The organism is Aeromonas crassostreae (assembly GCF_054052445.1).
The window spans coordinates 282,061-297,147 of record NZ_JBSTYM010000001.1; the positions used below are offsets into that span (position 1 = coordinate 282,061).

A 15,087-nucleotide genomic window follows, 5' to 3' on the forward strand; every position below is an offset into this window, starting at 1 on the left:
ACCATCGGAGGCTCCCCCGGTTGGCGAGCCCCCGGCCACAGGAAACGGGCATCCGCCGCTCGCCGGGTTATCATGACCCTCTTCACCACAAGGCCAGTGCCATGAACATCATCTTCGTCCTGATCCCCATCGCCATCCTGTTTGTGATCATCGCCGCCGTCGTCTTCTTCTGGGCCATACGCTCGGAGCAGTTCGAGGATCTCGACAGGCAGGGCTCCAACATACTGTTCGATGAGGACAAGACTCCCGGGCAAGGCGCCAAGGACAGCAAAGATGATCGGCAGCCTTGATCTGGTAGGCGCCCTGCTGGTGGGGTTGGCCGGGGCCGGGCACTGCATCGGCATGTGCGGCGGCGTCTCCGCCGCCCTCTCCATGGCCATTCCGCCCGCCCGGCAACACTTCTGGGGACGCCTTGGCTACCTCCTGTACTACAACCTGGGGCGGATCTTGAGCTATGTACTGGCCGGCGCCCTGGTGGGTGGCCTGCTGGCCACCACGGGAGAGCTGGGGGCGGGCAAGCACGCCATCGCCGGCCTTCGCCTCGTCGCGGCCCTGCTGATGATAGCCCTGGGCCTCTATCTGGCGGGCTGGTGGCAGGGGATATTGCTGCTGGAGCGGCTGGGGGCCAAGCTCTGGCCCCATATCCAGCCCCTGGCAGGCAAGTGCCTGCCCCTCACCGCCCCCTGGCAGGCCCTCCCCTTTGGCATGGTGTGGGGCTGGCTCCCCTGCGGCCTGGTCTACTCCATGCTGACCTGGAGCGCGGCGGCGGGCTCGGCTGGCCAGGGGGCCCTCATCATGCTGTGCTTTGGCCTCGGCACCCTGCCGACCCTGTTTGCCCTCGGCGGCCTGGCCGACCGGCTGCGTTACTGGCTTACCCTGCGCAGCCTGCGTCTCGCGGGGGCTCTGCTGCTGATGGTTTACGGTCTCCATACCCTGGTGGTGGGGGTAGCATCCCTTTGAAACCCTATCCAAAACGGATGGGTTGATGGTAGACTTGTTTGATATAAATCAATTATTCCAAATGAGCCTATGATCCCGGACAAGAAACCTGGCAGACGTATTCAGAGCGGTGGCTGTGCAATTCATTGCCAGGATTGCAGCATCAGCCAGCTCTGCATCCCCTTCAGCCTCAATGACAGCGAGCTGGATCAGCTCGACAGCATCATAGAGCGCAAGAAGCCGATCCAGAAAGGCGAAGAGCTGTTCAAGGCTGGGGATGAGTTGAAGTCCCTCTATGCCATCCGTTCCGGAACCATCAAGTCTTATACCATCACGGAGCAGGGTGACGAGCAGATCACCGCCTTTCACCTGGCCGGGGATCTGGTCGGCTTCGATGCCATTCACAAGCACAGCCACCCCTCCTTCGCCCAGGCTCTGGAGACCGCCATGGTGTGCGAGATCCCGTTCGATGTGCTCGACGAGCTCTCCGGCAAGATGCCCAAGCTGCGTCAGCAGATCATGCGACTGATGAGCAACGAGATCATGGGCGATCAGGAGATGATCCTGCTGCTCTCCAAGAAGAATGCCGAGGAGCGTCTGGCGGCCTTTCTCAGCAACCTCTCCCAGCGGTTCAGCGATCGCGGCTTCTCCGCCAAGGAGTTCCGTCTCTCCATGACCCGGGGCGACATCGGCAACTATCTGGGGCTCACCGTCGAGACCATCAGCCGTCTGCTGGGGCGCTTCCAGAAATCGGGCCTCATCGGGGTCAAGGGTAAATACATTACCGTGCTCGATCAGGCGGCCCTCGCCGCCATGGCCGGCATCACCCGTCCCTGCGCCTGACCCCTTCCCCCCAGGCCGGATCCCTTGCCCAATAATTTGATCCGGCCCACGTCATTCCCTCTGCTCCTGCGCTAAGCTGTAAAGGCTAAAGGCCTGTCATCATTGGTCTTTTGTCCAAGGAGGAGCACATGGTCAACTACCGAAAAATCCTGGTGGTCATTAACCCGGAGCAAGAGCGCCAAATCGCCCTCGAGCGTGCAGTCAAGGTGGCCGAGCTGGAAACAGACGCTGTGCTTACCCTGCTGCTCACCATCTACGACTTCTCGTACGAGATGACCGCCATGCTCTCGAGCGACGAGCGGGACGAGATGCGCGCCGGCGTCATCAGCCAGCGCCGGGAGTGGCTGGACGAGATCCTCACCCCCTATCGTGCCAAAGGCATGCAGTGCGAGGTCAAGGTCGTCTGGCACAGTCGCCCCTTCGAATCCGTCATTCAGGAGGTGATCAACGGCAAGCATGATCTGGTGGTCAAGGCGACCCATCATCACAACTTCCTGCAGACCTTCATCTTCACCCCCACGGATTGGCATCTGCTGCGAAAATGCCCCTGTCCCGTCTTGCTGGTCAAGGAGGGACACTGGCAGCGTGGCGGCAACATCATCGCCGCCATCAACTGCTCGAGCGACGACAAGGAGCAGCAAGGGCTCAACGATCGCATCACGGAAGAGGGTATGGGGGTGGCCGATCTGCTCGGCGCCAGCCTCTATCTGGTCAATACCTTCCCGGGCACGCCGGTCAATGTGGCCATCGAGCTGCCCGAGTTCGATCCCCATGCCTACAACGAGGCAATCCGCAAGCACCATGAGTCCCTGCTGCTCAGCCATGCCGAGCGCTACCAGATCAATCCGCTCTGGACCCGGGTTGCCGAAGGCCTGCCGGAGGAGGTGTTGCCGGATCTGGCCGACGAGCTCAAGGCGAGCCTGATGATCATGGGCAGCGTCGGGCGCACCGGGCTCTCCGCCGCCCTGCTCGGCAACACGGCCGAACAGGTGATGGACCGCCTGCCCTGCGACATCCTGATCCTCAAGCCGGCCGACTATCAGTGTCCTGTCGAGGCCAAGTCGACGGAACCGTAACGGCGCCTTGCCCTCCCCCGGGACATGGCTATAATAAGCCGCTTATTTTTGTCCCGGGTTTGAGGTCATGGTGCAAGAGCTGAACGCCAAAGAAAAATACAGTTTCAACAAGCTGCAAAAGCGCCTGCGGCGCAACGTAGGTCAGGCCATCGCCGACTTCAACATGATTGAAGAGGGTGACAAGGTGATGGTGTGCCTCTCCGGCGGCAAGGACAGCTACGGTATGCTCGACATACTGCTGAGCCTGCAGGCCAGTGCCCCCATCCACTTCGATCTCATCGCCGTCAACCTGGATCAGAAGCAGCCGGGCTTCCCCGAGCACGTCTTGCCCGCCTACCTGAGCGAGCTGGGGGTTCCCTTCGAGATCGTCGAGGAGGATACCTATGCCATCGTCAAGGAGAAGGTGCCCGAAGGCAAGACCACCTGCGCCCTCTGTTCCCGCCTGCGTCGCGGCATCCTCTACCGCCGTGCCCAGGAGCTGGGCTGCACCAAGATAGCCCTCGGCCACCACAGGGACGACATCCTCGAGACCCTGTTCCTCAACATGTTCTATGGCGGCAAGCTCAAATCCATGCCTCCCAAGCTGGTGAGCGACGATGGCAAGAACGTGGTGATCCGCCCGCTGGCCTACTGCAAGGAGAAGGATCTGGCGCGCTACGCCGAGGTCAAGGCCTTCCCCATCATCCCCTGCAACCTGTGCGGCTCCCAGGAGAACCTGCAACGCAAGGCCATCAAGCAGATGATGCAAGACTGGGACCGTCGCTTCCCGGGCCGTATCGAAACCATGTTCACCGCCATTCAGGACGTGGTGCCGAGCCACCTGCTCGATCACAAGCTGTTCGACTTCAAGAGCATCAACCGGGATTCCGGCATCATCGACGGTGGCGACAAGGCGTTCGATCCCCCCGAGCTGCCAAAAGCCCCCCTGCTCGACATCGACGAGATGGACATGCTGGACGTGATCGAAGTGCGCTGATGACGCCTTCGCCATGAAAAAGGAGCGCGCTGCGCTCCTTTTTTGATCTGGCACCCGCCGGGCTGGCGAGCAGGCGTCACCCCTTGTGCAGCCAGGGCGTCAGGCGCACCAGTCGCCCCGCCACCACCAGGGTCCCCCCCTCGAAGGCGGCCAGCTGCTGATTGTCGATGGTCAGGCTGCCCCCTTGCCAGGGCAGCGCCAGCTGCTGCGCCCCCTTGCGCAGGTAGGCCTGGCCGGACGCAGGGGTGAGGGAGAGCCGCACTCCGGCCTGGTCCGGGAGAAAATGCTTGCCTATCATGCCCGCCATCTTGTCGAGCAGGGCCTGCATCTCTCCCTGGGCCCCCAGCAGATCCGACACCGTCACCGCCCCATCCTCAGCTTGCGCGAGCTCGGCCATCACCTGCACCGAGAGATCGCAGCGGCCATGGCGGTCCGCCATCTCCAGCAGCACCTTGCCCTTGTCCAGATAGACCTGCTCGTCAAAGGGCAGGATCAGCCCCCCGTCCTCGGCCACCACGGCGGCTCTGTCCCGGTTGTCGCTGTGAATGCGCGCCGACTGGGCCAGACACGGTTCCCCCTTCTCGGGATCCATCAGATAGAAGCCGAGCCGGGCCCGGCCGAAGTCGCCTTTCGCCTGGGTCTTCATGTGCCCGTAAAAGGTGCCGTAATCCAGGGCCAGGGGCTGCGCCATCAGGGCGCCCGGCAGCAGGGCCCCGGCCAGGATCAGGGGTTTGTACCAGAGCGTCATGTCACATCCTTATGCATTGAAATGATCCGGCATCGCCGCCCCTTCGCTGACCTCCACCGCGATGCCGCACAGGTCCCGATAGAGGATCCCCTTGCAGTTGAAGTAGAGGGGGGCGACCCAGAGCAGCCCCAACCCCATGGGGATCATGGCCAGCAGGCAGAGCCCCAGCAGTATGCCGTGCAGCAGCACCAGGGAGGGCCAGCCCCGGGCAAAGACCCGCAGCGAGACCAGGATGGCCTGGGCCGGGCTCAGGCCCCGCTCCAGCACCAGGGGCACGGTAAAGAGCAGCCCCATGCCCACCAGGGCGGAGGGGATGAAGGCGAGCACCACGGGCAGGCCCAACAGGGCGAACAGGGGGCCAAACAGGCTGGTCAACAGGCTGCCGAGCAGGCTCAGGGTCCCCAGGCGCAGAAAGTGGCGGAAGAAGTCAAAGACCTGGCTGGCCCGGGCTCGCAATCCGATGGCCTGGGCCAGCCCCAGCATGTCCAGGGCCGAGCTCATGGGGGCCATGACCACCGTCAGCAGCAGGCTGATGAACATGGCGCTGTCTACCCCCTCCTCGCTGCTGAGCAAGGGGGCGAGCAACACATTGCTGAGCAGGATCCAGATTGCCATGACCCCCATGATGGCAAACAGCAGGCCAAAGCCGTTGCTGCGCGTCTGCTGCCAGCTCTCCTGCAAGATGGCCCGCACATCGAGCCGATACCCCTTGTTCAGGGACTCCTCGAGGGAGCCTCCGATCCGCATTCTGTTGCTCACTAAATTGCCCACGCCCAGGTTAAAGAGAAGTAATAAGGGGCGCATTATAGCGGTTCGAGGGGGGAAACCCAGTCTTTTTGCCTGCCTCCAGCAGGGTAAAAAGTCTTTAAATTCATGGCATGGCGGCCAGGATAATCCCGGGATCTGCGCCTTGGTGCCGGACCTCGGCCCAAGGTACGGAGGGCCGCCCGCTCGCCCCGCCGGCGCGAGTAGTCATGGTGAGAGCCCTGTTCTCTGCTCGTCCTAGGGCCATGCTTGTTATGAGCCATCTGCAACGCCATCTGCAACGCCATCTGTGATGACCATTGGCGCAGTGCCCCTGTCCGGCCAGTGCGCCGAACATAGGGTCTGATTGACCCCGCCCCTTGCCCCGAGCGCACCAATTTGGGGCTCAAGCTGAGATCGTTTTCACACTTTCGTTACCTGAGCGTGGATCTTGGGAGCCCTTGCGCCTATGGTTCACGGCATACGCAACCGGTTGCGTAACCGGTTGCTCATCATGTCATCGGCCAGGGTGAAGTGGTTGCCTCCCCCGTCAGCGGGGCTCGGCCCCTTCGCCGTCACGCCAGGAGAGAGAAGTATGAAACGAGGCAAGCTGCTCAACGCCCCCCTGAGTGCCTTGGTGGCACGGATGGGCCACACCGACGAGATCACCGTCTGCGATGCGGGTCTGCCCATCCCGACGGGGCCGGAGCGCATCGATCTCGCCCTGATGGCGGGGACGCCGAGCCTTGCCACCGTGCTGGACGCCCTGCTCAGCGATCTGGTGGTGGAGAAGGTGATCATGGCAAGCGAAATCACACTGATCAGCCCCGATGCCCATCAGGCACTGGTCGATCAGCTTGAGGCCCACGCCCTGGCCCAGGGCAAGCCCATCGCCATCGAATACTGCCTGCACGAGGCGTTCAAGACCCGCTCCCGCCAGAGCAAGGCGATCGTGCGCAGCGGCGAGGTGACCCCCTACGCCAACCTCATTCTCTGCGCCGGTGTGGCGTTTTAAGCCTCTTCAAGGAAGCTGCCAATGAGCACAACCTCCCCCCTCTCACCCATTCTGGAGCTGATCGGGATCGTCAAGACCTTCCCCGGTGTGCGCGCCCTCGACGAGGCGGGCCTCAAGGTCTATCCGGGCCAGGTGATGGCCCTGCTCGGTGAAAATGGCGCCGGCAAATCCACCCTGATGAAGGTGCTGACCGGCATCTATCAGGCCGACAGCGGCACCATCAGCTATCGCGGTCAGCCGGTCCACTTCAAGGGCCCCCGCGACTCCCAGGATCAGGGGATCAGCATCATCCACCAGGAGCTGAACCTGCTGCCGGAATTGTCGATTGCCGCCAACATCTTCCTCGGCCGCGAACCCCGTACCCGCTTTGGCGCCATCGATCACAAGCAGTTGCGCGAACGGGCCAGCACATTGCTGGCCCGCCTCGGCGTCAAGCACGGCCCGGACACCCGGCTCGGGGATCTGTCGATTGGCGAGCAGCAGATGGTGGAGATCGCCAAGGCGCTGTCGTTCGATGCCAGCGTCATCATCATGGACGAGCCCACCGATGCGCTGACCGACACCGAGACCGAGCAGCTGTTTGCGGTCATTCGCGAGCTGCGCCAGCAGGGCTGCGGCATCGTCTACATCTCCCATCGCCTCAAGGAGATCTTCCAGATCTGCGACAGGGTCACCGTGCTGCGGGACGGCAAGTGGATAGGCGAGCAGGCGGTGAGGGATCTGGACGAAGACAGGATCATCGAGATGATGGTGGGCCGCCGGCTGGAGGAGCAGTACCCGCGCCTTTCCCGCGAGCTCGGCCCGGTCAGCCTGCAGGTGAAAGACTTGGCCGGCCCAGGCGTGCGCGGGGTGAGCTTCTCCCTGCGTCAGGGGGAGATACTGGGCTTCAGCGGCCTGATGGGCTCGGGGCGCACCGAGCTGATGAAGCTCATCTACGGCGCCAGCCCCATCAGCCGCGGCGCAGTCGAGGTCGATGGCAAGGTGCTGGTGCCGAGGAGCCCGGCCGATGGCCTGGCCGCCGGCATCGCCTATATCTCCGAGGATCGCAAGGGGGACGGCCTGGTGCTGGAGCTGTCGGTGCGCGAAAACATGAGCCTGTGCGCCCTCGGCGAGTTCATCCGTGGCGGCAAGATTGACGGCCAGGCCGAGCGCCAGGCGGTGGGGGACTATGTGCGCCTGTTCAACATCAAGACCCCGAGTCAGGATCAGCTGATAAAACTGCTCTCCGGCGGCAACCAGCAGAAGGTGGCCATAGCCAAGGGACTGCTGACCCGGCCCAAGGTGCTGATCCTGGACGAGCCGACCCGGGGCGTCGATGTGGGGGCCAAGAAGGAGATCTACCAGCTCATCAACCAGTTCAAGCAGGAGGGAATGAGCATCATCCTGGTCTCCTCCGAGATGCCGGAAGTACTCGGCATGAGTGATCGCATCCTGGTGATGCACGAAGGGCGCATCAGCGCAGAGTTCAACACCGAGGGCGCCAATCAGGAGAAACTGATGGCGGCCGCCGTCGGCAAACAGTGGCAAGCAGAGCAAGAGGCAGCACAATGACAACCCAAACCCTTCCCCGCCGCGGCGTCATGAGCAAGGCCTGGTGGATAGAGAACAAATCCCTGGTGGCCCTGTTGGTGCTGATCGGCGTGGTCTCCTTCTTGAGCCCGAATTTCTTCACCGCCGACAACCTGCTCAACATACTGCGCCAGACCTCGGTCAACGCCATCATGGCGGTGGGCATGACGCTGGTCATTCTGACGGCCGGCATCGACTTGTCGGTCGGCTCGGTGCTGGCCCTGTGCGGCGCCCTGGCCGCCACCATGGTCGCCATGGAGCTGCCCATCGCCCTGGTCATTCCCCTCACCCTGGGGGCCGGCGCCCTGCTCGGCGGCGTCAGTGGCCTCATCATCGCCAAGGGCAAGGTGCAGGCGTTTATCGCCACCCTGGTCACCATGACCGCCCTGCGCGGCGTCACCATGGTCTACACCGAGGGGCGCCCCATCTCCACCGGTTTCAGCGAGGGATCCGATCACTTCGCCTGGCTGGGTACCGGCTACCTGCTGGGCCTGCCGGTGCCCATCTGGCTGATGGCCATCGTCTTCCTGCTGGCCTGGTACCTGCTCAACCACACGCGCCTCGGTCGCTACATCTATGCCCTGGGGGGCAACGAGTCCGCCACCCGCCTCTCCGGCATCAATGTGGCCAGGGTCAAGCTCGCGGTCTATGGTCTGTGCGGCATGCTGTCGGCCCTGGCGGGGCTCATCGTCACCTCCCGCCTCTCCTCCGCCCAGCCCACCGCCGGCATGGGCTACGAGCTCGATGCCATCGCCGCCGTGGTGCTGGGGGGCACCAGCCTGATGGGGGGCAAGGGCCGCATCATGGGGACCCTGATCGGTGCCCTCATCATCGGCTTCCTCAACAACGCTCTCAACCTGCTCGACGTCAGCTCCTATTACCAGATGATCGCCAAGGCCAGCGTGATCCTGCTCGCCGTGATGATCGACAACAAAAGCAAATAACGACAACCACACACACCCATAACAAAGCACAAGGAATGAAACGATGAAAAAGCTCAATACCCTGCTCGCCGCCGCCATCATGTCCGTGCTGGGCACCGCCCAGGCCGCCGATCACTCCCTGGCCATGGTGGTCTCCACCCTCAACAACCCCTTCTTCGTCACCATGAAGGAGGGAGCCGAAGCCAAGGCCAAGGAGCTGGGCTATGAGCTGGTGGTGCTCGACTCCCAGAATGACCCGGCCAAGGAGCTCGCCAATGTGGAAGATCTCACCGTGCGCAAGGTGAGTGCCATCCTGATCAACCCCACCGATTCGGACGCCGTGGGCAACGCCATCCGCCTGGCCAACCGGGCCGCCATCCCTGTGCTGACCCTGGACCGCGGCGCGGCCCAGGGCGAGGTCAAGGCCCACATCGCCTCCGACAACGTGGCCGGCGGCAAGCTGGCGGGGGACTTCATCGCCGAGAAGCTGGGCAACGGCGCCAAGGTGATCCAGTTGGAAGGGATCGCCGGCACCTCGGCGGCCCGGGATCGCGGCGAAGGCTTCGCCCTGGCGGTGAAGGCGCACCAGTTCGAGGTGCTGGCTTCCCAGCCCGCCGACTTTGACCGCACCAAGGGGCTGAACGTCATGGAAAACCTGCTGGCCGCCCACGGCGGGGTCCAGGCGGTGTTCGCCCAGAACGACGAGATGGCCCTGGGTGCCATCCGCGCCGTGCAGGCAGCGGGCAAAGAGGTGATGATCGTGGGCTTTGACGGCACCGACGATGGCAAGGCCGCCGTGGCCCGTGGCAAACTGGCCGCCACCATCGCCCAGCAGCCGGCGCTGATCGGTGCCATCGGCATCGAGACCGCCGACAAGGTGCTCAAGGGCCAGCCGGTGGAACAATCCATCCCGGTGCCGCTGCAAGTGGTCAGCCAGTAAATGACAGGGGGGAGGCGCGCCTCCCCTTCTCTCGACGCCTCGCGTGTCTCTCGCCTTGGGCAGACCCAAGCCAAGATGCATCAAGGGAAATCAAACTATGAATCGTCTCGTTGTCCTCGGCAGTGTCAATGCGGATCATGTGCTGCGGGTGCCGCACTTTCCCCGCCCCGGTGAGACCCTGGCCGGCCACAGCTACCGGGTCGTCCCCGGTGGCAAGGGGGCCAATCAGGCGGTGGCCGCCGCCCGCCTCGGCGCCGCCGTCTCCTTTATCGCCCGCATCGGGGCGGACGCCATCGGCCAGCAGATGCGCCAGGGTTTCGAGCAAGATGGCATAGACGTGAGCGCGGTGGAGCAGGACGAGCACCTGCCCACCGGCATCGCCATCATCTATGTGAGTGACGAGGGGGAGAACAGCATAGGCCTCTCCGCCGAGGCCAACGGCGCCCTCTCCCCCGCCATGGTCAGACGCCACGAGGCCCTGATCGCGGGCGCCCACACCCTGCTGCTGCAGCTGGAGGTGCCGCTCGACAGCGTGCTGGAGGCTGCCCGTCTCGCCCGCGCCCACGGCACCCGGGTGGTGCTCAACCCGGCGCCCGCCCAGCCCCTGCCCGCCGAGCTGCTGGCGCTGGTGGATCTCATCACCCCCAACCAGACCGAGGCCGAGCTGCTGACCGGCGTCAAGGTGAGCGACCAAGCCAGCGCAGCCCAGGCCGCAGCCCGCTTCCATCAAATGGGGATAGCGGAGGTGATGATCACCCTGGGCTCGCAAGGGGTCTATTGCAGCAAGGGGACACAACAGCAACTTATCCCGGGCTTTCGGGTCGAGGCGGTGGACACCACGGCGGCCGGCGACACCTTCAACGGCGCCCTGCTGGCGGCCGAGCTGGCCGGCGTGGATTTCCAGCAGGCGGTGCGCTTCGCCCATGGCGCGGCGGCCCTGTCGGTGACCCGCCTCGGCGCCCAGAGCGCCATCCCGCTCAAGGCCGAGGTGGAAGCCTTCCTCCTCGCCCATGCCGAGCGGGAGGCCTGATGGCCAATATCAAGGAGGTGGCGGCGCGGGCGGGGGTCTCCACCACCACCGTCTCCCACGTCATCAACGAGACCCGCTTCGTGGCCGAGGATACCCGGCAGCGGGTCTTCGCCGCCATGCACGAGCTCAACTATGCCCCCAGCCTGGTGGCCCGCAGTCTCAAGGTCAAAGAGACCCACAGCATCGGCATGCTGGTCACCACCTCCAGCAACCCCTTCTTCGCCGAGGTGGTGCGCGGGGTGGAGCGTTACTGCTTCGAGCAGGGTTACAACCTGATGCTGGGCAACACCGAGGGAGAGGCCGAGACCGCCCTCTCCTACCTCAAGATGATGCTGAGAAAACGCGTGGATGGCCTGCTCATCATGTGCAGCGAGGGGCAGCAGGAGGTGTTCAACCAGCTCGACTGGCTGGGCACACTGCCTGTGGTGGTGATGGATTGGGGACTCGACAGCGACAGGGTCGACCTCATCGCCGACAACTCGCACCTGGGGGGATATCTCGCCACCCGGCACCTGATAGAGCTCGGTCACAGGGAGATCGGCTGCATCATGGGACCCGAGGGGCGCGCCCCCTCCACCCAGCGGCTGGCGGGCTTCCTCCAGGCGATGGAGGAGGCTGCACTCCCGGTGCGGCCCGAGTGGTTGCAGGGGGGAGCATTTGATTGCGCCAGCGGCTTTGCCGCCATGACGCGCCTGCTGGCCCAGCCCAGCCGGCCGAGCGCCCTCTTCATCTTCAACGACATGATGGCCATGGGGGCCATCAGTGCCGCCCACCTGGCGGGGCTCAGGGTGCCGGAGGATATCTCCCTCATCGGCTATGACAACGTCGAGCTGGCCCAGTATCTCTCCCCCCCCCTCACCACCATCAACCAGCCCAAGGAGGCCCTGGGCCGCCTCGCCGTGACCCGGCTGCTGGCCCGCATCCATGGCGAGCAGATAACCAATCGCCTGATCACCCAGGAGCCCGATCTGGTGATCCGCCAATCCTGCCGCGGCTACTGAGCCGCGGTCCGTCCTTGTCACATCCATCAAAGAGGGAGCCCTGGGCTCCCTCTTTGACGTTGACGCCTGTTGCCCGGCGCCGGGTTCGGGGGCGGCCCTCAGGCCTGCAAACCGCCGGCCGGGCGAGGCACCTCTCTGAGCCGGGCGGGCCAGAGGGTGGTGAGCCCCAGGGCCTGCACCAGGGGTTGCAGGGCGGCCGCCTCCTCCTCGCTGGTGCGACAAGGGGTCCAGTAGGCCAGGGGCCAGCCGCCCCTGGCCAGGGACATGGTCGCGCTCCCCACCTCCTCCAGCCCCAGCACCAGCTCGGCCTGGAGCACCAGCGCCTTGAGCTCGGGATCCTCCTTGGCCAGAAACGGCAGCCCGGCGATGATGCGCCCACTCGCCAGGCAAATCAGGGCACTGCGCAGCAGGCGGGCGAGCTGGGTCTTGCTCATCCCCAGCAGCAGCGGCAGAGAGGTCATGGTATAGGCCTGGGCCAGCACATGGGCCATCACCTCCTCAAACAATCCGGACTCTTCCAGCCAGGTGAGGGGGCAGCGCTGTCCATCGTGCCAGCTGAGGGTGAGCCGCATCGCCAGGGGGGGATGGTGCGCCGCCACCATGGGTTCCAGGTGTATCGTCAGCGGCATCTCGGTTCCCTGCTCCAGCCAGCGTTGCAGCCGCCATACCAGCTGATGGCGCTGTTGCAGCTGACCGAGCATGGCGAGGCTGAACTGGACCAGGTCCCCCTGCTGCCCCCCCTTGGCCTGATTGAGTGCCAATATGGTGTGATCTATCAGGGTATCCCGGGTGTCCCCCTCTTCCGTCAGCGCCAGGCCCAGGCGGCAGCGCAGCTGAAAGCTGCTCTCCCTAGTGCGAAAGTCGAACGCCAGCAATGCCAGCAGCGCCTCTGCCCGGCTGCGACAGGCAAGGGCGTCGGGGCAATCCTCGAGGACGCAGGCAAATTCATCCCCCCCGAGCCGAAAGGCGTGGCCATGGGGCCAGCGCGTCAGCTTGTCTGCCACCACCTGGAGCAGGCGATCCCCCACCTGATAACCCAGTTGATCGTTGACCTGCTTGAAGCGCTTGAGATCCAGGATGATCAAGGCCACCAGGCCGCCCCGCCCCAGGCTGAGGTCGAGCTGCTCATGGAGGGCGAGCCGGTTGCCAAGCCGGGTCAGGGGATCGGTGCGCGCCTGGCGACGATTGAGCATGTTGGCCCGCACCAGGGCGGCTACCAGCAGCACACCGGCCGCCAGCAGGGTCAGCTGCCACACCTGCAACAGCAGCAGGTTGCGGCGAATTTGGGTCACCGACGCCTCCCGCTCCTCCCCGGTGAGCACCACCCGGCTGATCTGCTCGAGCCGCTTGCTCGCCGCCCCCAGGCGCTGCTGCAGGCGATCGAGCCCGGGTCCCTCCTGCAGATGCCCCGCATCCATCTGCGACTCGATGGACTTGAGTTCATCAAACAGCTCATGAGCTATGCCGGCCAGGCCCAGCTGGCCGCGCACCACCCGGGTCTCCTCGCTCACCAAGAAGATGTCGATGCGGTTCCAGAACAGATCGTACTCCAGGGAGAGCGCCTCCATCCTCCCCACCCCGCCCCGATAGAGTTTCAGCTCATAGAGAAAGCGCTGGGAGTCGAGCAGCAGCTGGTGAATGTTCCAGTGAGAGCCGCGGTAGAAGTAGTCCACCAGGCGCTCATGCTTTTGCTGCAGCATCAATCCCCACAGGGAGGAGCCGATAAACAGCAGGCAGATCCCGAACAGCAGCGCATTTTGCACGGAGCGACGCCTCAATCGAGCACCTCTAGCCGCACGATCTGCCACACCATGGAGGCCTGCACGTTGGGGTCTTCCGCCAGCTTGGGTGCAGAAGAGAAGGGAAACAGCAACCAGAAGGGGCCCTTGTTGCGGCGGGTCAGGGGCTTGCCATCCTCGCTCATGGCCAGGATCAGGGGGTGATCGCCATAGTCCGAGAGCCGCACCTCATGGCTGTAGTTGTTCAGGGCGATCGCATTGACCCGATCGGCCTTGGGGCTGATCTGGCGAATCACGTCCCGCAGCAGCGGGCCGCGATAGCCATGCCGGCCCTGGGTCCAGGGGGTTCCCGTTTCGAAAGAGACCTGAGGCAGGGCCTCCAGTTCGCTGCGCTTGAGACTCTTGCTGCTCCCATCTGGCGCAACCAGGGTCAACATGCTCGCCTCGTGGGCCTGCGCCCCTGGCGCCATCAGACCGCCGAGCAAGACAGTGGTGGCAAGCCACCTGGTGATCGTCCGTGTCTGCATACCTTGCCCTCTATTGTGATATCCATCAGCACTGTCTCATTCGAGTTTGCTTTCTTATCAGGGAGAGTGCAACAGCCTTGCTCGGCATAGGGTAAAAAGGTCGCTATTGCCCGCCCCTGTGTTCGCACAGGGGCCGACGCCTCCGCCTCAATGGCGCTCGCGCATCTCCATCCAGTTCTCCCCCTCCATGGACTTGGGCTGATGCACGCCGCAGCGTTGCAGCAACTCGTCCACGAAGGCGGGCACCAGCAGGGAGGCGGGGCCGTAGCGCTTCTCGTCAAACTGGCTGCCCACCTCACTCGGCTCCAGATTGAGCTCCAAAGTATGGGCCCCATTGAGACCGGCCTCATGGATGAAACCGGCCGCAGGATAGACGGCCCCCGAGGTGCCAATGGAGATGAAGAGATCGCACTGGGCCAGGGCGCCATAGATGCGATCCAGCCCGAGCGGCATCTCGCCAAACCAGACCACGTGGGGGCGCAGCGGCTGGGGAAACTGGCAGCAGGAGCAGAGCGCCTCCTGGCTCAGATCCCCGCGCCACTCGATCACCTGGGCGGAGACGGGGCAGCGGGCCTTGAGCAGCTCGCCGTGCATGTGGATGAGCTGCTTGCTGCCCGCCCGCTCGTGCAGATCGTCGATGTTCTGGGTGATCAGGGTGACCTGGCCAGGATAGAGGCGCTCGAGGCGCGCCAGGGCGTAATGGGCGGGATTGGGGTGGACGCTCTCCTGTTGCAGCTGATGACGGCGGGCATTGTAGAACCCCTGCACCAGGGCGGGATCCCTGGCATACCCCTCCGGGGTCGCCACATCCTCCACCCTGTGCTCTTCCCACAGGCCATCGCTGGCGCGAAAGGTCTTGATGCCGGACTCGGCAGAGATGCCGGCTCCGGTCAATATCACTATGTGTTTGGGCGCTTGCATGCACAACTCCTTGACGCAGCCGATGGGGAGACCTTAGCACAGGCCCTGGGAGGGGCCTATTCGCCCTTGGTATTAGGCATGGAAGGGTGCTGAGGG

16 protein-coding genes are annotated in these 15,087 nt (G+C 64.2%); 11 read left to right on the forward strand and 5 right to left on the reverse strand.

The genetic code is table 11. From position 1 onward, the window contains the following. Nucleotides 1–101: 101 nt before the first annotated feature. From ccoS to ttcA, 5 genes are all read left to right on the forward strand, one after another. Complete coding sequence (gene ccoS, locus ACW5W4_RS01240) at nt 102–290, forward strand: cbb3-type cytochrome oxidase assembly protein CcoS (RefSeq protein WP_456688135.1); 189 nt, start codon at nt 102–104, stop codon at nt 288–290. Continuing rightward, nucleotides 274–960, forward strand: a complete 687-nt coding sequence (locus ACW5W4_RS01245) for a sulfite exporter TauE/SafE family protein (RefSeq protein WP_456688136.1) — start codon at nt 274–276, stop codon at nt 958–960. Before ccoS ends, ACW5W4_RS01245 begins: the two co-directional genes overlap by 17 nt. Nucleotides 961–1,029: 69 nt before the next feature. Further along, on the forward strand, nt 1,030–1,782 hold the full coding sequence (locus ACW5W4_RS01250; RefSeq protein ID WP_427261749.1) for an FNR family transcription factor: 753 nt from the start codon (nt 1,030–1,032) through the stop codon (nt 1,780–1,782). A gap of 128 nt (nt 1,783–1,910) precedes the next feature. Continuing rightward, nucleotides 1,911–2,858, forward strand: coding sequence for a universal stress protein UspE (gene uspE, locus ACW5W4_RS01255; protein ID WP_456688137.1), 948 nt, complete (start codon nt 1,911–1,913; stop codon nt 2,856–2,858). Between the two features lie 67 nt (nt 2,859–2,925). Beyond that, the gene (gene ttcA, locus ACW5W4_RS01260; RefSeq protein WP_408793365.1) at nt 2,926–3,834 is read left to right on the forward strand and encodes a tRNA 2-thiocytidine(32) synthetase TtcA; all 909 of its coding nucleotides are present in this window, start codon (nt 2,926–2,928) and stop codon (nt 3,832–3,834) included. A 76-nt stretch (nt 3,835–3,910) separates the two neighbouring features. On the opposite strand, the gene ACW5W4_RS01265 is transcribed toward ttcA, so the two are convergent. Both ACW5W4_RS01265 and ACW5W4_RS01270 read right to left on the reverse strand, forming a co-directional pair. Further along, nucleotides 3,911–4,582 (reverse strand): DUF2987 domain-containing protein, encoded by a 672-nt coding sequence (locus ACW5W4_RS01265; protein WP_456688138.1) that lies wholly within the window; start codon nt 4,580–4,582, stop codon nt 3,911–3,913. Nucleotides 4,583–4,591: 9 nt separating this feature from the next. After that, entirely contained in the window at nt 4,592–5,329 is a 738-nt protein-coding gene (locus ACW5W4_RS01270) for a hypothetical protein (RefSeq protein WP_456688139.1), read from the reverse strand. Nucleotides 5,330–5,921: 592 nt separating this feature from the next. On the opposite strand from ACW5W4_RS01270, the gene rbsD reads away from it, so the two are divergent. From rbsD to ACW5W4_RS01300, 6 genes are all read left to right on the forward strand, one after another. Then, complete coding sequence (gene rbsD, locus ACW5W4_RS01275; protein WP_456688140.1) at nt 5,922–6,341, forward strand: D-ribose pyranase; 420 nt, start codon at nt 5,922–5,924, stop codon at nt 6,339–6,341. A 21-nt stretch (nt 6,342–6,362) separates the two neighbouring features. Further along, a complete protein-coding gene (rbsA, locus tag ACW5W4_RS01280) occupies nt 6,363–7,892 on the forward strand; it encodes a ribose ABC transporter ATP-binding protein RbsA (RefSeq protein WP_456688141.1) in 1,530 nt (509 codons plus the stop codon). Next, nucleotides 7,889–8,854 (forward strand): ribose ABC transporter permease, encoded by a 966-nt coding sequence (gene rbsC, locus ACW5W4_RS01285; protein WP_408793372.1) that lies wholly within the window; start codon nt 7,889–7,891, stop codon nt 8,852–8,854. The genes rbsA and rbsC overlap by 4 nt, the downstream gene beginning before the upstream one ends. 43 nt (nt 8,855–8,897) lie before the next feature. After that, on the forward strand, nt 8,898–9,773 hold the full coding sequence (gene rbsB / locus ACW5W4_RS01290) for a ribose ABC transporter substrate-binding protein RbsB (RefSeq protein ID WP_456688142.1): 876 nt from the start codon (nt 8,898–8,900) through the stop codon (nt 9,771–9,773). 97 nt (nt 9,774–9,870) lie between these two features. Continuing rightward, entirely contained in the window at nt 9,871–10,803 is a 933-nt protein-coding gene (rbsK, locus tag ACW5W4_RS01295) for a ribokinase (protein ID WP_456688143.1), read from the forward strand. Then, nucleotides 10,803–11,804, forward strand: a complete 1,002-nt coding sequence (locus ACW5W4_RS01300; protein ID WP_456688144.1) for a substrate-binding domain-containing protein — start codon at nt 10,803–10,805, stop codon at nt 11,802–11,804. Before rbsK ends, ACW5W4_RS01300 begins: the two co-directional genes overlap by 1 nt. A 98-nt stretch (nt 11,805–11,902) precedes the next feature. On the opposite strand, the gene ACW5W4_RS01305 is transcribed toward ACW5W4_RS01300, so the two are convergent. The 3 genes from ACW5W4_RS01305 to cobB form a co-directional block, all read right to left on the reverse strand. Then, entirely contained in the window at nt 11,903–13,567 is a 1,665-nt protein-coding gene (locus ACW5W4_RS01305) for a diguanylate cyclase domain-containing protein (protein WP_456688145.1), read from the reverse strand. An 11-nt stretch (nt 13,568–13,578) separates the two neighbouring features. After that, nucleotides 13,579–14,070 (reverse strand): molybdopterin-dependent oxidoreductase, encoded by a 492-nt coding sequence (locus tag ACW5W4_RS01310; RefSeq protein ID WP_427261760.1) that lies wholly within the window; start codon nt 14,068–14,070, stop codon nt 13,579–13,581. A gap of 147 nt (nt 14,071–14,217) precedes the next feature. After that, entirely contained in the window at nt 14,218–14,991 is a 774-nt protein-coding gene (cobB, locus tag ACW5W4_RS01315; protein WP_427261761.1) for a Sir2 family NAD+-dependent deacetylase, read from the reverse strand. Between the last annotated feature and the right edge of the window lie 96 nt (nt 14,992–15,087).